General features: G+C 73.0%; 14 protein-coding genes. 5 read left to right on the top strand and 9 right to left on the bottom strand.

The window, feature by feature from the left end:
* Together ACYVPE_RS29880 and galE are read left to right on the top strand one after the other, a co-directional pair.
* Positions 1-1,316, top strand: a 1,316-nt coding sequence (locus ACYVPE_RS29880) for a CDP-glycerol glycerophosphotransferase family protein (protein ID WP_461036867.1), incomplete at its 5' end; no start/stop codon positions are given.
* Complete coding sequence (gene galE, locus ACYVPE_RS29875) at positions 1,304-2,275, top strand: UDP-glucose 4-epimerase GalE (protein WP_461036866.1); 972 nt, start codon at positions 1,304-1,306, stop codon at positions 2,273-2,275. The genes ACYVPE_RS29880 and galE, both read left to right, overlap by 13 nt.
* On the opposite strand, the gene ACYVPE_RS29870 is transcribed toward galE, so the two are convergent.
* Entirely contained in the window at positions 2,240-2,791 is a 552-nt protein-coding gene (locus tag ACYVPE_RS29870) for a CGNR zinc finger domain-containing protein (protein WP_461036865.1), read from the bottom strand. The two genes, galE and ACYVPE_RS29870, sit on opposite strands and share 36 nt — an antisense overlap.
* 26 nt (positions 2,792-2,817) lie before the next feature.
* On the opposite strand from ACYVPE_RS29870, the gene ACYVPE_RS29865 reads away from it, so the two are divergent.
* Positions 2,818-3,864 (top strand): EamA family transporter, encoded by a 1,047-nt coding sequence (locus ACYVPE_RS29865; protein WP_461036864.1) that lies wholly within the window; start codon positions 2,818-2,820, stop codon positions 3,862-3,864.
* A gap of 331 nt (positions 3,865-4,195) precedes the next feature.
* Here the strand turns inward: ACYVPE_RS29865 and ACYVPE_RS29860 are convergent, their stop codons facing one another.
* From ACYVPE_RS29860 to ACYVPE_RS29840, 5 genes are all read right to left on the bottom strand, one after another.
* Positions 4,196-5,335 carry a hypothetical protein gene (locus ACYVPE_RS29860; protein ID WP_461036863.1) on the bottom strand — a complete coding sequence of 380 codons (1,140 nt, stop codon included), beginning with the start codon at positions 5,333-5,335 and terminating at the stop codon, positions 4,196-4,198.
* 23 nt (positions 5,336-5,358) lie between these two features.
* Positions 5,359-6,213 (bottom strand): polyprenol monophosphomannose synthase, encoded by an 855-nt coding sequence (locus tag ACYVPE_RS29855; protein ID WP_461036862.1) that lies wholly within the window; start codon positions 6,211-6,213, stop codon positions 5,359-5,361.
* A 137-nt stretch (positions 6,214-6,350) separates the two neighbouring features.
* Complete coding sequence (locus ACYVPE_RS29850; RefSeq protein ID WP_461036861.1) at positions 6,351-11,351, bottom strand: NAD-glutamate dehydrogenase; 5,001 nt, start codon at positions 11,349-11,351, stop codon at positions 6,351-6,353.
* A gap of 300 nt (positions 11,352-11,651) precedes the next feature.
* The gene (locus ACYVPE_RS29845) at positions 11,652-12,323 is read right to left on the bottom strand and encodes an HAD family hydrolase (protein WP_461036860.1); all 672 of its coding nucleotides are present in this window, start codon (positions 12,321-12,323) and stop codon (positions 11,652-11,654) included.
* A 35-nt stretch (positions 12,324-12,358) separates the two neighbouring features.
* Positions 12,359-12,862, bottom strand: a complete 504-nt coding sequence (locus tag ACYVPE_RS29840) for a DUF6912 family protein (protein ID WP_461036859.1) — start codon at positions 12,860-12,862, stop codon at positions 12,359-12,361.
* 106 nt (positions 12,863-12,968) lie between these two features.
* Between ACYVPE_RS29840 and ACYVPE_RS29835 the strand changes: the two genes are divergently transcribed.
* Positions 12,969-13,367, top strand: coding sequence for an Rv3235 family protein (locus tag ACYVPE_RS29835; RefSeq protein WP_461036858.1), 399 nt, complete (start codon positions 12,969-12,971; stop codon positions 13,365-13,367).
* Between the two features lie 587 nt (positions 13,368-13,954).
* Here the strand turns inward: ACYVPE_RS29835 and secA are convergent.
* Positions 13,955-16,828: a preprotein translocase subunit SecA gene (gene secA / locus ACYVPE_RS29830; protein WP_461036857.1), complete on the bottom strand. Its 2,874-nt coding sequence runs from the start codon at positions 16,826-16,828 to the stop codon at positions 13,955-13,957.
* A gap of 135 nt (positions 16,829-16,963) precedes the next feature.
* On the opposite strand from secA, the gene ACYVPE_RS29825 reads away from it, so the two are divergent.
* A complete protein-coding gene (locus ACYVPE_RS29825) occupies positions 16,964-18,151 on the top strand; it encodes a winged helix-turn-helix domain-containing protein (protein WP_461036856.1) in 1,188 nt (395 codons plus the stop codon).
* A gap of 22 nt (positions 18,152-18,173) precedes the next feature.
* Here ACYVPE_RS29825 and ACYVPE_RS29820 read toward each other — a convergent pair whose 3' ends face one another.
* A complete protein-coding gene (locus ACYVPE_RS29820; protein ID WP_461036855.1) occupies positions 18,174-18,917 on the bottom strand; it encodes a response regulator in 744 nt (247 codons plus the stop codon).
* Between the two features lie 128 nt (positions 18,918-19,045).
* Entirely contained in the window at positions 19,046-19,741 is a 696-nt protein-coding gene (gene hpf, locus ACYVPE_RS29815) for a ribosome hibernation-promoting factor, HPF/YfiA family (RefSeq protein WP_461036854.1), read from the bottom strand.
* Positions 19,742-19,752: the final 11 nt, after the last annotated feature.

Below are 19,752 nucleotides of genomic sequence, written 5' to 3'. Positions count from 1 at the left end.
GCCGCGGCGCGGCCCTGCCGCGGCCCCGGCTCCGCTCCCGGCGCGTCCGCCGGCTGCTCGCCGCCACCGGCCCCCTCGCACTCCGGGCACACGGCGCGCTCGACGCCGGCGTGCGCGCCATCGTCGCCCGCGCACGCGCCATCGCGCTCCGCGCGCACTACCTGATCCAGCTGCGCCGCCCGCTCGACCCGGGGCTCGCGGTCTTCACCACCCACGACCAGCGCTACGCCTGCCACCCGGCGGCCGTCGAGGCCAAGCTGCGCGAGCTGACGTCCGGCATCGCCACCGCCTGGGTCGCGGCTCCTGAACACCCGCTGCCCGAGGGCGTCCGCCGGCTGGTGCCCGGCACCGCCGAGCACTGGACGGCGCTGGCCAGGGCCCGCTTCCTGGTCGGCAACGCCGCCTTCCCCACCGCCCTCGCCGCCCGCCCGGGACAACTGCGGCTCCAGACCCACCGCGGTACCCCGCTCGCCCATCAGGGTCTTGACGCGGCGGACCCCCGACTCGGCCCGCTGCTGCGCGAGATCGACCGCTGGGACCACTGCCTGTCGGCCAACCGGTACGCCACCCTGGCCTGCGGCACCGCCTACCCGGCCGACTACACGATCCTCGAGTACGGCTCGCCGCGCGCCGACCTCTTCCACACGGCGCACGCCGAGGAGGTACCGCGCGCCCGCGCACGCCTCGGCGTACCCGAGGGCGTGCGCGCCGTCCTCTACGCGCCGGCCCCCCGCGGCTACCGCCACACCCCGCTGGACACCGACCAGCTGGTCCACGAACTCGGCCCCGGCTTCGTCCTGTTGACCCCGGACGAGCACCCGGAGGTGCCGCTCGAACGGCTCTGCCTGGCGGCCGACGCGCTGGTCACGGACTACTCCCCGGTGCTCTTCGACTTCGCGGGCCTCGACCGGCCGATCGTCGTCCACGCCCCCGACTGGGAGGCGTACCGGGCCGTCCACGGCGCCTACCTCGACCTGCCGGAGCTCGCGCCTGGCCCCGTCACCCGCACCCTCCCCGAGCTGGCCGCCGCCCTGACCGGCGACTGGCTCTGGACCCACCCGCGCTCGGCCGAGCTGCGCGCCGAGTTCCGCCGCCGCTTCTGCCCCTACGACGACGGCTTCGCCGCCGAGCGCGTGGTGCGGGCCTTCTTCCTCGGCGGGCGCCGGGTGCCGCCCGTGGTCCCCGCCGAGTGCCGGCGCCCCGTCCCCGGCGGCCACCCCACGCCAGCCGCCACCCCACCCAGCGCATTTCCCACCACCCCGCCCGCCACCCCGCTGCCCCACACCCCCAGGAAGGTGAGCACATGTCCTATCTGATCACCGGCGGCGCCGGCTATGTCGGCGCCCATGTGGTGCACGCCCTGGTCCAGGCCGGCGAGAGCGTCGTGGTCTACGACGACCTCTCCGCCGGCGACACCACCCGGCTGCCCGACGACGTGCCCCTGGTCCGCGGTCCGCTGCTGGACCGCGGCCTGCTCGACCGGACCATCGGCGAGCACCGGGTGGCCACCGTCATCCACCTGGCCGCCCACCACGACGCCGCCGAGTCCGTCCGCCAACCGCTCCGCTACTACCGGGAGAACCTGCACGGCCTCCAGATCCTGCTCGAGGCGGTGCGCGGCGCCCGCGTACCCCGCTTCGTCTTCGCCTCCTCGGTCGCCGTCTACGGCACCCCGGAGGCCGACCTCCTCACCGAGGAGACCCCCTGCCTCCCCACCACCCCCTACGGCGAGACCAAGCTCGCCGGCGAGTGGCTGGTGCGCGCCACGGGCCGTGCCCACGGCATCAGCACCGCCTGCCTGCGCTCCGTCAACGTCGCCGGCGCCGCGGAACCGCGGCTGGCCGACACCAACGGCGCCGGCCTGCTCCCCATGACGTTCGAGTACCTGCACGCCGGCGCGCCCGCCCGGATCCTCGGCGACGACTACCCGACCAGGGACGGCACCTGCGAACGCGACTTCCTGCACGTCGCCGACCTGGCCGCGGCCCACCTGGCCGCCGCCCAGGCGCTCGCCGACCAGCCGACGCCCGAGCACCTCACGGTCAACGTCTCGCGCGGCGAGAGCGTCTCGGTCCGCGAGATGATCCGCGCCGCCTGCGAGGTCACGGGCCACACCAGGCTGCGCCCCAGGACGGCCCCCCGCCGCCCCGGCGACCCGGCCCGCGTCGTCGCCTGCCCCGACCTGGCCGCCAAGCAGCTCGGCTGGACCGCGAGCCACACCCTGGACGACATGATCACCTCATCCTGGACCGGCTGGCTGCGCACGGCCCGCTGACCGCCGCTGCTCGCGGTGGCGGGCGACGGCGTCGTTGTTGGCGCAGCGCACGGAGCAGTACGCGCGCCGGCCGTTGCGCGAGGTGTCGACATAGGCGAGGCCACAGCCGGCCCGGGCGCAGCGGCCGAGGCGTTCGGCGGCGGCGAAGCAGACCACGTAGGCGAGTCCGGCGGCGGTGACCGCGCGGATGTGGGCGGCCGGTCCCGCGCCGGGGAAGCTGTAGTGCAGGTGCGGGGCGCGGCCGCCGTGTTGCGAGATGTAGGGGCGGCTCGACGCGTCGGCGAGCAGCGCGTTGACGGTCTCGCAGCGTCGGGCGAGGTCCTGCGGCCCGAAGCAGCGGGCGAGCCGGCGGCTCCACAGCCAGATCTCCGCCGCCTCGGCCGCGTCGAGCCTGGGCCGGGAGATGTCCCTGGCGACCAGCAGGGGTTCGAGCTCTTCCGGGGTGGGCTGGACGGTCAGGTTGACGAGGTCGGCGGCGAGCCGCGCGGCCTCACCGCCGTAATGGTTGAACTGCATAAGGCCATGACATCACGCTGGATGTCATGAGCACCATCCTGCTGGTACTGGGGCAGATCACCTCCCTCCAACTCGGTGCGGCCGTCGCCAAGGGCGCCTACGACCAGGTGAGTCCGTTGGCCCTGGCCGGCCTCCGGCTCACCTTCGCCGCGCTGGTCCTGTGTGCCGTGGCCCGCCCCCGGGTGCGCGCGTTCGACGCGCGCCGGTGGCGGGCCGTGATCGCGCTCGGCCTGGTGCTCGCGGCCATGAACGTGGCCTACTTCGGCGCCCTGCAGCGGCTGCCGATCGGCGTGGCCGCCACCCTCGAACTGCTTGGGCCGCTGGCGCTCGCGGTCGGCCTGTCCCGCCGGCCAGGACAGCTGTCCGCGGCGCTGCTGGCACTGGCCGGGGTGCTGCTGCTCGCCTCGCCCGGCGCCTCGCTGGCCGTCGCCGGGGTGGTGCTCGGGGTGCTCGCCGGGGTCTGCCGGGCCGGCTATGTACTGCTCAACCGCCAGGTGGGGGCGCTCTTCCAGGACTGGTCCGGCCTCGCGGTCGCGCTCGCGGTCGGCGCCTGCGCGCTGACCCCGGTGGCGGCCGTGGCGGACGGCGGCGCGGTGGTCGCGCACCCCTCGGTGCTCGGCGCGGGCCTCGCGGTGGCGGTGCTTTCCTCACTGATCCCCTACACGCTGGACACGGTGGTGCTGCGCCGGGTGGACGCCCGCACCTTCGGCGTCCTGCTGTCGCTGACCCCGGCGGTCGGCGCGGCCGTCGGCTTCGTGCTGCTCGACGAGCGGCTGACCACGCGTCAGCTGTGCGCCGTCGCGCTGGTTGTGGCGGCCAGCGCCTGGGCGGTGGCGCAGTCCAGGCGCCGGACGGCGGGCCCGGTCAGAACACACCTGCCGCGGGCCCCTGCCGGGGAGGAGGACGACGTCTGCCCGATCTGCGGCCGGCCGGCCTCAGGTGACGCGGGCGACGCCGAACAGTGGACACTGCGCTCCCGACACCGCACCTCGGAGGGCGAGATCGAATACTGCGCCACCGCTGGCGGCTGCCTGGTCGTCCTCCTGAACGGCGAGATCGTCAAACACCACTAGCGCTCCGCGGAGGGCCGCGTCCTCACCTGCGGCGCCGCGATGGCTGATCGCGCAGTTCCCCGCGCCCCTGACGGGGCCCCTCGCGGGTGGGTATCCGCGGGTTGGTTGGGGCTGCCGCAAGACGAGGGGCGCGGGGAAGTGACATCGGGCGGCTCCGCCGCGTGGGCGCGACCAACCACCGCGCACCCGCGGATACCCACCGGCCAAGGGGCCCAGGGCCCCGTAAGGGGCGCGGGGCCCCCGCATCGGGCGGCTCCGCCGCGTGGGCGCGACCAACCACAGCCGGCCCGCGGTTTCCCGTGCGGCCGGCGGCAAGCCAACGGCGGCACGCCTACGGCGGTCCAGGCCCGAGCAGGGTGAACGCGCCGTAGGCGCCGGAGGCGAGGGCCGCCACCGCCACGACCACCGCGAGGCCGGTTCTCCCCAACCGAGGCAGCAGCCACACCGTGGCTGGCAGCAGCAACGCGAAGGCCGGCATCATCAGCCGCGGCCGGGAGCCGAAGTAGCCGGAGCCGACGAGGGAGATGACCACCATGCAGAGCGTGTACGCCAGCAGCGCCAGCGGCCAACGCTCCCGCACCAGCAGCCATACCAGCCAGCCGACCAGGGCCAGCGCCGCCGCCAGGCCGATCCCGCCGATCACGTTGGTCGTCAGGTTCTCCCAGACGAAGCCGAGCAGCGCCGCGCCCCCGTCGAAGCTGTTGTCCCACTCGGCCTGCACCTCGAAGTAGCCGAACGGGCCGCCCCTGCGCACGCCCACGTACACCACGTAGGCCAGCCAACCGAGCGGCGCCAGCGCCACCCCGAGCAGCAGCCGCGGCGAGGCGCGCCGCGTCCGCCAGACCGTGACCAGGGCCGGCAGCCAGACGGCGGCCACCACGGCCGCGCCCGACGGGCGGCTCAGGCCGGCCGTCAACGCCAGCGCCCCGGCCCACACCCAGCGGCCGGTCAGCACCGCGTACAAGGCCCAGGCGGCGAGCGCGGTGAACAGCGTCTCGGTGTACGCCATCGACTGGACGAAGCCCGTGGGGTAGGCGCCCCACAGCGCGGCCAGCAGCACGCCGGCCGCGCGCCGGCCGGTGACCAGCGTGGTGACGGCGTAGATCCCCCAGGCCGCGGCCAGCGAGGCGGCCCACGAGATCAGCAGGCCGGTGTCGTGCACGCCGAGCGGGGTCACGGCGGCGAGGGCCCGCTCCAGCGCCGGGAGCAGCGGGAAGAACGCCAGGTCGGAGTGGACGCCGCCGTCCGGCAGCGCCACCTGGCGGCCGTAGCCGCTCTCGGCGATCCCGGAGTACCAGACCGCGTCCCAGCGGTCGGTGAGGAGTTGGTAGGGGTCGCGGTCCTCGACGGCCGCCCAGATCCACAGGATCAGCAGGCCCACCGCCCGCACCCCGGCGTAGGCGAGCAGCGCGGGCGCCGCGGCCCGGGCCGTGGGCGGCCCAGGGTCCTGGCCGGCTGGCGGCTCGCGCACGCCCTCCGTGGCCGGCGACCAGGTCAGGGCCACCGGCGGCCAGCCCCGGCCCGGCGGCGCTGTGCCGGGGCGATCACGCCGACGCGGCGCGCCGACCGGCCGCCCCTCAGATCGCCGAGCAGCAGCCGCCACGGCAACACGGCCGCCTCGAACTGCACCCCGGCCGACATCTTGGAGGCGCCGTCCCGGCGCTCCTCGAAGCGGATCGGGATCTCGACTGCCGGGCAACCGGCCCGCACCGCCGCGTACTTCAACTCCACCTGGAAGCAGTACCCGTTGCTACGGACCTGTTCGAGGCGGAGCGCCCGCACCACGTCGGCGTGCCAGAGCACGAAGCCGGCGGTGACGTCCCGCAGGCCGGTGCGGAGCACCGCGCCGACGTAGCGGTTGGCCCAGCGGGAGAGCAACCGCCGGTGCGGCGCCCACTCGCTGGCCAGCCGCCCGCCCGGCACATAGCGGCTGCCGACGACGAAGCCGGCGCCGGTGGCCAGGGCGCTGCCGATCAGCTGCGGCACGTAGGAGACGGCGTGGCTGCCGTCCGCGTCCATCTGGAGCACGTACTCGGCGCCCTGCTCGACGGCCCGGGTCATCCCCGCCACATAGGCGCGGCCCAGGCCGTCCTTGACGGTGCGGTGCAGCACCTCGACCCGGCCGGGGTGGCGCTTGGCCAGCTCGTCGGCGATCCGGCCGGTGCCGTCCGGGCTGTTGTCGTCCACCACGAGCAGCCGCAGCCCGGCCAGCGGCAGGTCGAGCAGCTCCTCGGCGATCCGGGGCAGGCTCTCCGCCTCGTTGTACGTGGGCATCACCACCGTCACGGCGACATCGCCGCAGGCCGCGAGCCAGGCAGGGGTCGAGTCCCCCGGCGCCGCTCCCACCATGGCCCGCTCCAGTCACTCGTGAGGCTGATGATCCGAACGACATGGTAACCATCGCGGTGCGGGGCCCCGTGTCCGGAGTTCCACGAGGTGCGTGCCGGGAAGCCGGGGGGTCGCTCCCCGGCACGCGGTTCTCGGGGTCAGCGGTTGCTGCGCAGCAGGGTGCGCATCGTCCGCATCGCGACGGAGAGGTTCGCCAGGTCGAAGCTCTCCGAGGACTGGATGTCGTGCAGTGTGGTGCGGGCCCGGCCCAGGATCGCCGCGCTGCGCTGCGCCCAGGCCGCGAACCGCTCCTCGGGGGTGGCCTCGGGCGAGCCCTCGGCCAGCACGTCGGCGGTGATCAGCTGGTGCGCCGCGTACAGGTCCTCGCGGATCGCGGTGCGCGCCATGGACTGCCAGCGGTCGGCCCGCGGCAGCTCGCTGATCCGGTCCTGGAGCTGGGTGATGCCCAGCTCGTCGCTGAGGTGGAAGTAGACCTCGGCGACGTCGAGCAGCTCCCGGCCGGTGCGGTCGGCGACGGCCACGATGTCCAGGGCGGGGAACGCCGCCGAGAACCCGGCCACCTGCTGGGCGAGATCCGCCGGCACGCCCGAGCCCACCAGCTCGTCGTGCAGGCTGGCGTGCCACTCCAGGTCGCGGCCGCGCAGCAGCTTGGGCAGCTCCTGCCAGACCTGGCCGACCCTGACCCCGAACAGCTCGATGGTCTCGGTGAGCTGGAGCGGCTGCGGCCGGTTGTTCAGCAGCCAGCGGGCGCCGCGCTCGACCAGCCGCCTGGCGTGCAGCCGGATCCGGGTGAGGGTCTCGGCCGCCACCTGGTTGTCCAGGTTCTCGGCGGTGTCCCAGATCTGGGCCAGGCCGAAGATCGCCCGGGACGCGGTGTGCGCGCGCACGACCTCCTCGGTGGAGGCTCCCGACTCCTCCTGCATCCGGTGGACGAAGGAGCAACCGCCCACGTTGATCGTGTCGTTCACCAGCAGGGTGGTGACGATCTCCCGGCGCAGCGCGTGGTCCTGGAGGCGGTCGGGGAACCGCTCGCGCAGCGCGGTGGGGAAGTAGGCGTCGAGCAGCCGGTTGACGTAGGGGTCGTCGGGGAGCCCGGTGCCGAGCAGCTCGGCGGTGACGGTGAGCTTGGCGTAGGCGAGCAGGACGGAGAGCTCCGGCTGGGTGAGCCCGCGCCCGGCGGCGCGGCGCTCGCGGAACTCGTCGTCCGAGGGCAGGAACTCCAGCTTCCGGTCGAGCCGGCCGGTCTCGCTGAGCCGGCGGATCAGCCGCTGGTGCGCCTGGACCAGGCCGGGCGCGGTGGCCTCGCTGTTCGCCAGCACCACGTTCTGCGCGTAGTTGTTGCGCAGCACGAGCGCCGCGACCTCGTCGGTCATCTCGGCGAGCAGCACGTTGCGCTGCTTGACCGTCAGATCGCCGTTGGTCACCACGGAGTTGAGGAGGATCTTGATGTTGACCTCGTGGTCCGAGGTGTCCACGCCGGCGCTGTTGTCGATGGCGTCGGTGTTGCAGCGGCCGCCGGCGGTGGCGAACTCGATCCGGCCGCGCTGGGTGAGGCCCAGGTTGCCGCCCTCGCCCACGACCTTGGCGCGCAGCTCGCGGCCGTCGACGCGGATGGCGTCGTTGGCCTTGTCGCCGGCGTCGGCGTGGGTTTCGGCGGAGGACTTCACATAGGTGCCGATGCCGCCGTTCCACAGCAGGTCGACGGGGGCGCGCAGGATGGCCTGCATCAGCTCGCTTGGCGTGAGCGCCACGGCGTCGGTGGTGATCCCGAGGGCGGCGCGGACCTGCGGCGTGACGGGGATGGACTTGGCGGTGCGCGGGTGGATGCCGCCGCCCTTGGAGATCAGCGAGGTGTCGTAGTCGGCCCACGAGGAGCGGGGCAGCTCGAAGAGGCGGCGCCGCTCGGCGTAGGAGACGGCCGCGTCGGGCTCGGGGTCGAGGAAGATGTGCCGGTGGTCGAAGGCGGCGACCAGCCTGATGTGCTCGGAGAGCAGCATGCCGTTGCCGAAGACGTCGCCCGACATGTCGCCGATGCCGGCGACCGTGAAGGGCTCGGTCTGGGTGTCGTGGCCCAGCTCGCGGAAGTGGCGCTTGACGGACTCCCAGGCGCCGCGGGCGGTGATGCCCATGCCCTTGTGGTCGTAGCCCGCGGAGCCGCCGGAGGCGAACGCGTCGCCCAGCCAGAAGCCGTAGGCCTGGGCGACCTCGTTGGCGATGTCGGAGAAGGTGGCGGTGCCCTTGTCGGCGGCGACCACCAGGTAGGTGTCGTCGCCGTCGTGCCGCACCACGTCCGCCGGCGGGACGACGCGGCCGTCCACCAGGTTGTCGGTGATGTCGAGCAGGCCGGAGATGAAGGTGCGGTAGCAGGCGATGCCCTCGGCCAGCCACGCGTCCCGGTCCTCGGCCGGGCTCGGCAGCCGCTTGCCGACGAAGCCGCCCTTGGCGCCGACCGGCACGATCACCGTGTTCTTGACCTCCTGGGCCTTCACCAGGCCCAGGATCTCGGTGCGGAAGTCCTCCCGGCGGTCGGACCAGCGAAGACCGCCTCGGGCGACCTTGCCGAACCGCAGGTGGACGCCCTCGACGCGCGGCGAGTAGACCCAGATCTCGAAGGCGGGCCGCGGCTCGGGCAGGTCGGGGATGCCCTTGGGGTCGAGCTTGACCGACAGGTAGCCGTGCGGCTTCCCGTCTCCGTCGCTCTGGCCCCCGCTTCCGCTTCCCTCGCTGGCGCTCTGGCCCCCGCTTCCGCTTCCCTCGCTGGCGCTCTGGAAGTAGTTGACCCTCAGCGTCGCCTTGATGACGTTGAGGAAGGCCCGCAGGATCCGGTCCTCGTCGAGGTTGAGCACCTGCTCCAGGGCGCCGTCCAGCTCTTCGAGCAGGCCGTCGGTCAACTCCCGGCCGGCGCTCTGCCGCTGGGGGGCGAGCCGCGCCTCGAAGAGGTTCACCAGGAGGCGGGTGGTGTGCACGTTCCGCCGGAGGGTGGCCTCCATGGACTCCTGGGTGAAGCGGGCGCCGGCCTGCCACAGGTACTTGGCGTAGGCGCGGAGCACCATCGCCTCGCGCCAGGTGAGCCCGGCGGAGAGCACCAGCGCGTTGAAGCCGTCGTTCTCGGCGGCGCCCGTCCAGGCGGCGGCGAACGCCTCCTGGAACCGCTCACGGGCGTCCCCGCCGAGGCCGGCGGCCAGCGCCTCGGGCAGCCGGATCCCGAAGTCGTAGATCCAGGCAGTGGATCCGTCGCCGACGCGCAGCTCGTAGGGGCGCTCGTCGACGACCTCGACGCCGAGGCACTGGAGCACCGGCAGCACGGCGGAGAGCGAGACGGGCTCGCCGATCCGGTAGATCTTGAACCGGCGCTCGCCGGGCGCCGCGTCGACGGGCTCGTAGAGGCTGAGCGCGAAGTCCCGGTCGCGGCCGGGCTCCAGGCTGACCACGTACTGGAGGTCGGCGACGGCGGCGCGGGGCGGGAAGTCCGCCTTGTAGCCCTCGGGGAACGCGTTGGCGTAGCGGTGGGCGAGCTCGGCGGCCCGCTCCTCGCCGCACTCGGCGAGCAGCGCGTCGGTGAAGCCGTCAGCCCAGGAGCGGGAGGCCTCGGCCAGCCGGGTCTCGATCCGCTCGACGTCGGCGTCGGTGAGCTCGGGCAGCTCGGCGCCGGCCGGCACCCGGATCACGAAGTGCAGCCTGGACAGCACGGACTCGGTATTCCAGGCGGTGAAGTCGACGTTGATGCCGTTGAGTTCGTCGGTGAGGATCTCGGTGAGCCGCAGCCGCACCGAGGTGGTGTAGCGGTCGCGCGGCAGGTAGATCAGCGCCGAGTGGTAGCGGCCGTACTCGTCCTGCCTGAGGAAGAGCCGCAGCCGGCGGCGCTCCTGGAGGTGGAGCACGGAGGTGGCGATGCTGCTCAGCGTCGACACGGGGGTCTGGAACAGCTCGTCGCGGGGGTAGGTCTCCAGGATCTGGAGCAGGTCGCGGCCGCTGTGGCTGTCGGCGCCGAAGCCGGCCTCGACCAGCACCTCGGCGACCTTGCGGCGGATCACGGGGATCCGGCGCACCGAGCCGGTGTAGGCGGCGGCGGAGAACAGGCCGAGGAAGCGGCGCTCGCCGACCACGTTGCCCTGGGCGTCGAACTTCTTGACCCCGACGTAGTCGAGGTAGGACCTGCGGTGCACGGTGGCCCGGCTGTTGGCCTTGGTGAGGATCAGCAGCCGGGGCTCGCGGGCCTTGGCCCGGGCCGAGAGCGAGAGCCGGCCGAACGCGGCGGAGGCGGTGGGGTGCGGCGCATCGGGGTCGTGCGCCGGGTCGGAGCGGAGGACGCCGAGGCCGGTGCCCGGCACGGCGCGCAGGATGTCGCCCTCGCCGCCGTTCTCCTCGCGGGCCAGCTCGTACTCGCGGTAGCCGAGGAAGGTGAAGTGGTCGGCCGCGAGCCAGCGCAGCAGCTCCCTGGCCTCCTCGATCTCGGGCTCGCTCAGGTCGGGCGAGAGCGGCTCCTCCGGCAGTTCGTCGGCGATGCGCAGCGCGGTGCCGCGCATCTTCTGCCAGTCCTCCACGGCCTCGCGCACGTCGCTGAGCACGCGGCGCAGATCGGCCTCGATCCCCCGGAGGTCGTCGTCGTCGGTCTCGCGGTCGATCTCGACGTGGATCCACGACTCCAGGACGGCGTCGGCCGGGCGCTCGACGTTGCCGCCGTTGGTGGCGAGCACCTCGATCAGCCGGCCGGTGACGTCGCGGCGGACCAGGACCTGGGGGTGGATGACCAGGTGGATGCCGCGCCCCTGCCGGGACAGCTCGTTGGTCACCGAGTCGACCAGGAACGGCGCGTCGTCGGTGACGACCTCGACCACGGTGTGGCTGGACGTCCAGCCCGTCTGCTCGACGGTGGGGGTGTGGACGCGCACGTTCGCCGTGCCCTGCGGCCGGTTGCCGGCAAGGCGGTAGTGGGAGACGGCGGCACCGTAGATGTCGACGGGGTCGCGGCCGGCGAGGTCTTCTGGGGCGATGTAGAGGTAGTAACGCTGGAGGTAGGCGCTGAGGGTGGCGGCGTCCATGCCGTGGCCCGCGGGGCCTCCGGCGACGCCGTGCTCGGCTACCTGGGCGGCTTGTGCCAGCAGTTCGGCTTTGGCTTCGTCCAGCTTGGTGTGCATGTCCTCTGGCTCCTGTCGCGCACCGTCGGGCGACGTCGGGAATCGGTCACCGGGCAGCGCTCGATCTCGTGAGGCTCGATCTCGTGCAGAGCTGTCTCGTACAGAACTGTCTCGTGCGGCGCGATCGGGATAAAGGGGAGGCTCCCGGGAGAACGGACCAGCGACGGAACCGGCCCGGCTATGCACCGGGGACCGAGGGAGGCGACGTTGCCTCCGGCCGGGACGCCGGCCGCTATCGCGCTGATCACGAGGAACAGGCTATCTCTCCGCTCCCGGGCACCGGGCGATAGTTGAGCAAGATCAGAGGCTCCTTGGGGTGTCTGTGACCAATTCCTCAGCGACGCGCACCGCCTCGGCGAGGCTGTCCACCACGGGAACGCCCGCCCTGGCCAGACTGCGCCTGCTGTGTGACCCGCCGGTGTAGAGCACGGCCCTGGCCCCCACGTGGCCGGCGGCCACCGCGTCGTCCACCGCGTCCCCGATGACCACCACGGAGGCCGGGTCCACCTCGGCCTGCGCGGCGAGGTGGCGGGCCATCTGCTCCGCCTTGCCCGCGACGCCGCCGCCGACGCTGCCGTCCACCCGTGTGAAGTGCTCGGCGATCCCGAGCCGCGCCACCAGCGGCAGCAGCTGGTCGTGCGCGGCGAGCGAGCACATCGACTGGGTGCGGCCGGCCGCCCGCCAGGCCGCGAGCAGCTCGGCGGCCCCCTCGGCGAGCGCGGCCTCCTCGGCCCTGGCCCGGTAGTGGCGGTGGAACGCCCCGTCGAGCACGGCCCACTCGTCGGCCGGGACCGGCCGGCCGAGCAGCCGCTCGTAGAACAGGGGAACCGGCACGCAGAACAGCTCGCGATACCGCTCGGGGGTGATCGACGGTATCCCCAACTCGGCGAACGAGGCGTTGGTCGCCGCGATCACCAGGTCGGTGTCGTGTAGCAGGGTTCCGTTCCAGTCCCAGACGAGATGCGTTGCCATGGACCTCACGGTACGTGGGCCCACTGACAACGGGGTTACAGAAGGTGATCGATCTCCTGCACGCCGTACCACAGCAGCTCGTGGTCGGCGGCCCCGTCGACGACGAACCGGGCGTCGTCGTCGCCCTGGTCGGCCGCGCCGAGCGCGGCGGCGGCCGTCGCGATGTCGGACTCGGCGTCCGGGGCGTCCACGTGCACCGACGCGAACCAGGACGCCGGCACGGCCGCGGTGACGCGTACCTCGCCGAGCGCCTCGGGGTCCATGGCGCGGTCGGGGTCGGCGACCGCCACGCCGTCCGGCACGTCGGCCGCGAGCACCACCCGGCGCCTGACCACGGCCGGGTCCATGGCCAGCAGCCGCAGCGCCGCCTGGGCGGCCCGGCTGAACGCCGCGTACTCCAACTCCTCCTGGTCGCCGGAGAGATACCACTCGCGAAGCGCGGGGGTGACGGCGTAGGCCACGAGCGGTGCCGGCCCGGCCCCGCCCGCCCGGCGCAGCTCGGCGAGCCCGGCGAGGGTCAGGGGCAGGTAGACGCGCATGGCGGGTCACTGTACCAGCGGGACTCGACCTTGCCGCTGCGTAGTGGCCTCGTTACAATCCGCGCAGTTACCAGTGAGTAGCTTTTTTCCTCGGGGGTGGTTTCGCATGAGAACCAGCAATCGCCGGCCCGCCCAGCGCCGGGACTCCAGCCGCCCGAACCGACCCCTGCCGGCCCGCCGCCCCGGGCCGCAGGACTGGTTCGCCCATCGGCTGCTGCTGATCCTCACCGGCCAACGGCCGGTCCACTCGCTCCTCGGACACGTACGGGAACCCGCCTACGAACAGTTGATCGACATCGCCCCACGCACCCCCCTCCGCCCCGCCCCCGGCGAACGCGGCGCCCCCGCGCTCCGCGCGGTCGGCGTCTGCCGCCCCTCCCCCGACGCGATCGAGGCCTTCGCCCGCATCACCAGCGGCCCCAGAACCCGCGCCTTCGCGTTCCGCCTGGAACGCATCGACGCGCGCTGGCAGTGCACGGCGATCGAACTCGACACGGTGCCGTGACCGGGCACCGCCACCCGGTGCCGACCGGTCAACGAGGCCCCCCTCCGGGGGGCCACCCTCCCGGGTGAACCACCCGAGGGCTTTTCCGCCCACCCACCCGCCCACCCTTCCGGCCACGCTGCGCGCGTTGGTGCGGCCCGTGGGGCCACCCGGCCTTGGCGGCTCCGCCGCCTTGGCCGTGCGGCCCCGGCCGCCGCTGAGCCTGGCGTGCCGGCCCTGACCGGCCGTTCCGCGCGCAGCGCGGAGGGGGCCGCCAGGCCCGGCTGGGCCTACCTGGCGGCTCCGCCGCCGGCGGCCGTGCGGGCCTGGCCGTGGTCCGGCTGGGCCGCGGGCCCAGCCGCCGCTTACCGCGGTCGGAAGGGCGGGTGGGTGGGACAAACCCACGCCGCCCCTGCGGCCCGCAGGGCCGTAGCCCGGCCGGCACCGCCACCGGCGGCGAAGCCGCCAGGCCGGCGGGACCCGCAGGGCCCCACCAACGCGCGCAGCGGAACAAAGGGCGGGTGGGTGGGGGAAAACCTCCGCCCACCCGCGCCCCCGCGCTGCGCGCGCGAGAAGGGGCGGGTGGGCGGGGGAAGAACAACCGCGGGTTACTTCTTGCGGCGGCGGCCGCCCCCCTTGGCCGCCCGACGCCGCTCCGCACGCGTCGAGCCCTCACCGGCACCGGCCCCGCCGTCACCCTCACCGCCGTCGGCGGCGAAGTCGCTCTCGACGACGCCGCCCTCACCGTCCACCGAAGGCGCGGAGAAGTGCAGCCGGTCGGCCCGCTGCGGCGCCTCCAGGCCCTTGGCCCGGATCGCCGGCCGCGCCCCGGCCGGCACCGCCGCCGGCTCCTCGCCGCCATCGCCACCACCGGCGGCGGCCGCGGCGGCCGCGCCGGCCGCCGCGGCCGGCTGCTTCTCGCCACCCTGCACCGGCACCTGCTCGACCTGCCGCTCGACCTGGACCTCCAGGTTGAACAGGTAGCCGACGGACTCCTCCTTGATCCCGTCCATCATGGCCGTGAACATGTCGAAGCCCTCGCGCTGGAACTCCACCACCGGGTCGCGCTGGGCCATCGCCCGCAGGCCGATGCCCTCCTGGAGGTAGTCCATCTCGTACAGGTGCTCACGCCACTTGCGGTCCAGCACCGAGAGCACCACGCGGCGCTCCAGCTCCCGCATCACCTCGGAGCCGAGCTCCTGCTCGCGCGCGTCGTACTGCTTGGAGACGTCCTCCTTGATCGACTCGGCGAGGAACTCCGGCGTGAGGCCGTCCCGGCCGCCCGCGTCCTCCTCGAGCTCCTCGACGGAGGCCTCGACCGGGTAGAGCTGCTTGAACGCGCCCCACAGCCGCTCCAGGTCCCACTCCTCGGCGAAGCCGCCGGCCGTCTCGGCCTGCACGTACGCGTCGATGGTGTCGTCCATGAAGAACCGCACCTGCTCGTGCAGGTCCTCGCCGGCCAGCACCCGGTGCCGCTCGCTGTAGATGACCTCGCGCTGCCGGTTCAGCACCTCGTCGTACTTCAGCACGTTCTTGCGGATCTCGAAGTTCTGCTGCTCGACCTGGCCCTGCGCCGAGGCGATGGCCCGGGTGACCATGCGGTTCTCGATCGGCACGTCGTCCGGGACGTTGGCCATGGACATCACGCGCTCGACCATCTGCGCCTTGAAGAGCCGCATCAGGTCGTCGCCGAGCGAGAGGTAGAAGCGGGACTCGCCCGGGTCGCCCTGGCGCCCTGAGCGGCCGCGCAGCTGGTTGTCGATCCGCCGCGACTCGTGCCGCTCGGTGCCCAGCACGTAGAGGCCGCCGAGCCCCTTGACCTCCTCGAACTCGGCCTTCACCGCCTCCTCGGCCCGCTCCAGGGCCTCCGGCAGCGCGGCGGCCCACTCCTCGACGTGCTCCGCCGGGTCGAGGCCCTTGCTCCGCAGCTCGCCCTCGGCGATGTCGTCCGGGTTGCCGCCGAGCTTGATGTCGGTGCCGCGGCCCGCCATGTTGGTGGCCACGGTGACGGCGCCCCGACGGCCGGCCTTGGCGACGATCACGGCCTCGCGCTCGTGGTTCTTGGCGTTCAGCACCTCGTGCCGCACGCCCCGCTTGTTCAGCTGCTGCGACAGGTACTCGGACTTCTCGACCGAGGTGGTGCCGACCAGCACCGGCTGGCCCGCCTCGTGCTTCTCGACGATGTCGTCGACGACGGCCGCGAACTTGGCGACCTCGGTGCGGTAGATCAGGTCGGACTGGTCGATCCTGGCCATCGCCCGGTTGGTCGGGATCGGGACGACGCCGAGCTTGTAGATCTGGTGGAACTCGGCGGCCTCGGTCATCGCCGTACCGGTCATGCCGGCGAGCTTGCCGTAGAGGCGGAAGTAGTTCTGGAGGGTGATCTTGGCGAGCGTCTGGTTCTCGTCCTTGATCTTCACCCCCTCCTTCGCCTCGATCGCCTGGTGCATGCCCTCGTTGTAGCGGCGACCGGCGAGGATACGGCCGGTGTGCTCGTCGACGATCACGACCTCGCCGTCGAGGACGACGTAGTCCTTGTCCTTCTTGTAGAGCTCCTTGGCCTTGATGGCGTTGTTCAGGTAGCCGACCAGCGGGGTGTTCACCGACTCGTAGAGGTTGTCGATGCCCAGCCAGTCCTCGACCTTGGTGACACCCGCGTCGTGGATGGCGACGGTGCGCTTCTTCTCGTCCACGTCGTAGTCGCCGGTCTCGGCGACCTGGCGGGTGGGGACGGCCGGCTCGCCCTTCTCCAGGCGCTGCACCAGCTTGGAGAAGTCCGCGTACCACTTGGTGGCCTGGTCGGCCGGGCCGGAGATGATCAGCGGCGTCCTGGCCTCGTCGATGAGGATCGAGTCGACCTCGTCGACCACGGCGAAGCTGTGGCCGCGCTGCACCAGCTCGTCCTTCGACCAGGCCATGTTGTCGCGCAGGTAGTCGAAGCCGAACTCGTTGTTGGTGCCGTAGGTGATGTCGCAGGCGTACTGCTCGCGGCGCTTGGCGGGCGTCATCCCGGCCGTGATGCAGCCGACCGACAGGCCGAGGAAGCGGTGCACCCGGCCCATCCACTCGGAGTCGCGCTGGGCCAGGTAGTCGTTGGTGGTGATCAGGTGCACGCCGTCGCCGGAGAGCGCGTTCAGATAGGTGGGCAGCGTGCCCACCAGGGTCTTGCCCTCGCCGGTCTTCATCTCGGCCACATAGCCGAGGTGCAGCGCGGCGCCGCCCATCAGCTGAACGTCGTAGTGGCGCTGGCCGAGCGCCCGCTTGGCGGCCTCGCGGACGGTGGCGAACGCCTCGGGCAGCAGGTCGTCGAGGGTCTCGCCCTCGGCGTAGCGCTCCCGGTACTCGTCGGTGAGGGCCCGCAGCTCCGCGTCCGTCAGGTCAAGGAAGTCCTCTTCAATGGAGTTCACCTGGTTGGCGATGCGTTGCAACCTGCGCAGGATCTTGCCTTCGCCTGCACGCATGATCTTGTTGAAGACGGACACGAGGGCTGGTCTCCTTGCCGGTCGGGCCTGGCGCCGATGGGAATGCGCGGGCACAGCGAGATATGGCCCCGCCGCACCGGCCATGGTATGCGAGCGCCGCAAGGAGTGTCAGTGGTCCGCTCTACGATCGCTCGCATGACTGTCGTAGAGCCACAGCTGACCGCCGACGAAGCCCGCCGGATCGCCCTGCGCGCCCAGGGCCTGCTGGGCGCCCCGGATCGGGCGGGGGGCGTGCGTGGCGTGCTGCGCCGGCTCGGCTCGGTCCAGCTCGACACGATCTCGGTGCTGGCGCGCTCGCACGAGCTGCTCCCCTACGCCCGGCTCGGCGCGGTGGGCCGGGCGGCGGTCGAGGAGGCGTACTGGTCGGGCGGGCGTTCCTTCGAGTACTGGTCGCACGCCGCCTGCGTGCTGCCCGTCGAGGAGTGGCCGCTGTTCGCCTTCCGGCGGCGCGCCTACCGGGCTCGGGAGTCCTGGCACCAGGAGGTGGCGCCCGGCTCCTACGAGAAGGTGATCGCCCAGCTGCGCGCTGAGGGCCCGCTGACGGCCACCGAGCTGGGCGGCGCCAAGAACGGCGGCCCCTGGTGGGACTGGAGCGACGCCAAGGTCGCCGTCGAGCGGGCGCTGATGCTGGGTGACGTGGTGTGCGTCGAGCGGCGCGGCTGGAAGCGGGTCTACGACCTGGCCGAGCGCGCCATCCCTGGCGAGCTGCGCCACGACGACCTACCGGACGCGGAGTGCGTGCGGCGGCTGGTCTCCCAGGCGGGGGTGGCGATGGGGGTGGCCACGATGGGCGACCTGGCCGACTACCACCGGCTTCGGATCGCCCAGGTGGCCGAGGTGATCGAGGACACCGGCCTGGTGCCGGTGGTGGTGGGGGGCTGGGGCCCGCAGCACCGGGCCTGGGCCGATCCGGCGGCGCTGGCCACCACCCCGCGCGGCCGGCACCGCACCACGCTGCTCTCCCCCTTCGACTCGCTGGTCTGGGATCGGTCGCGCACCGAGCGGATGTTCCGCTTCACGCACCGCCTGGAGGCGTATGTGCCGAAGCCGAAGCGGATCCACGGCTACTTCGCGATGCCGCTGCTGGCGGGCGGGAAGCTGCTCGGCCGGGTCGACCCGGCGCGCGAGGGCGACACGCTGGTCGCCAGGCACGCGTCGTTCGAGGGCGGCGAGGCGCGGGCCCGCCGGGCGATACCGGCGATGGCCGAGGCCCTGGCGGAGGCCGCGCGCTGGGTGGGCTGCGAGCGGATCAGGGTGGAGCGCACGACGCCGGCCGCGCTGCACGCCCCACTGGCCGCGGCCGCCACCGAGGTATCCGTCTGAACGAAGGCGTCCGGCAGGCGCCTCAGCCGGTCTCCAGGTCCAGGATCTTCTCGCGCATCGCGTAGACCACGGCCTCCATCCGGGAGTGCAGCTGCAGCTTCTCCAGGATGTTCCGCACGTGGTTCTTCACGGTGTTCTCGCTGATGAACAGGTCCTTGGCGATGTCCCGGTTGTTCTTGCCGGTCGCCACCAGCTTGAGCACCTCGAGCTCCCGGTCGGTCAGCTTGGGCGCCGGCACCAGGCGCCGCTCGTCGGTGCGCTCGATCATCGACCTGAACTCGGTGAGCAGCTTGGCCGCCATGGAGGGGCTGATCTGGGACTGCCCGTCCGCCACGGCGCGGATCGCGGCGGTGACCTCGTCGGTGGAGATCTCCTTCAGCAGGTAGCCGGTCGCGCCCGCCTTGATGGCGTCGTAGAGGTCGGCCTCCTCGTCGCTGATCGTCAGCATGATGATCCGGGCGCTGGGGGCCACCTCCTTGATGGAGGTGCACGCCTCGATGCCGCCGCGCCTCGGCATCCGCACGTCCATCAGCACGATGTCGGGCAGCAGGTCGGCGGCCTTCTCCACCGCCTCGGCGCCGTCCCCGGCCTCCCCCACGACCTGGATGTCCTCCTCCTGCGCGAGCACGATCTCGAGCCCGCGGCGGAACAGCTCGTGGTCGTCGACCACCAACACCCGGATCGGCTCCCGCTGTTCGGCCGCCGAGTCCGCCTCCTCCTCGCCGGGCCGCTCCCGAGGCATCGTGGGCCCGAAAGTGTCCACCATCGTTCCTCCCCCTACGACCGAGGTCATCCGAGGCGTGTCGTCGCTGCCACGCTCGGCGACCTCATGATTCCACGGCGACACCCCCCATCGGTCCTCATCCGACGAGGGGTGCCTGCGGAACGCCTCGGTCAGCCGCCCAGCGCGCCCCCCGCGCCCTGAGGCATGCTCTCGGCCAGCGGGTCGGCCTCCAGGTGGATCACGCCGTAGTCATAGGCGTGCCGGCGGTAGACGACGCTCGGCTGCTTGGTGTCCGCGTCGATGAACAGATAGAAGTCGTGCCCGACCAGCTCCATCTCGTAGAGCGCCTGTTCGAGCGACATGGGTGCGGCGAGATGCGTCTTCTCGCGCACCACCAGGGGCCCGTCCCCCTCGACGACGACCGAGCCGAGAACCCGCACCGGCGGCGCCGCCGGTGCCTCGATCCCGGGCCCGGGCAGCTCGCCCGCGCTGTTCAACCGGGCCGCGTCCGGCACCACCTCGGCGACCTCGCTGGCCGGGATACGGTCCCGGCCGCGGCGGGAGCGGCGCTTGTCGTGCTGCCTGCGCAGCCGCGACTCCAGCTTCTCGGCCGCCAGGTCGAGGGCCGCGTACGGGTCGGCGGCCGACGCCTCCGCCCGGACCACGGGGCCCCGGTGCCGCAAGGTGATCTCCACCCGGTCGGAACGGTCCGCCTGACGCGGGTTGAGCTCCTTCGACACCTCCACGTCGAGGCGGGTCACCTTGCCGTCGATCCTCTGGATCTTGTCCAGCTTCAACTTCTCGGCCACATGGCGCCGGAATCGCTCCGGCACATCGGTCTTGCGGCCCTTGACGACGATGTCCACGCAGAACTCCG

The organism is Streptomyces mayteni, assembly GCF_054783955.1.
The sequence above is the reverse complement of the archived record's forward strand: the minus strand, read 5'-3'. Positions and strand labels throughout refer to the sequence as shown.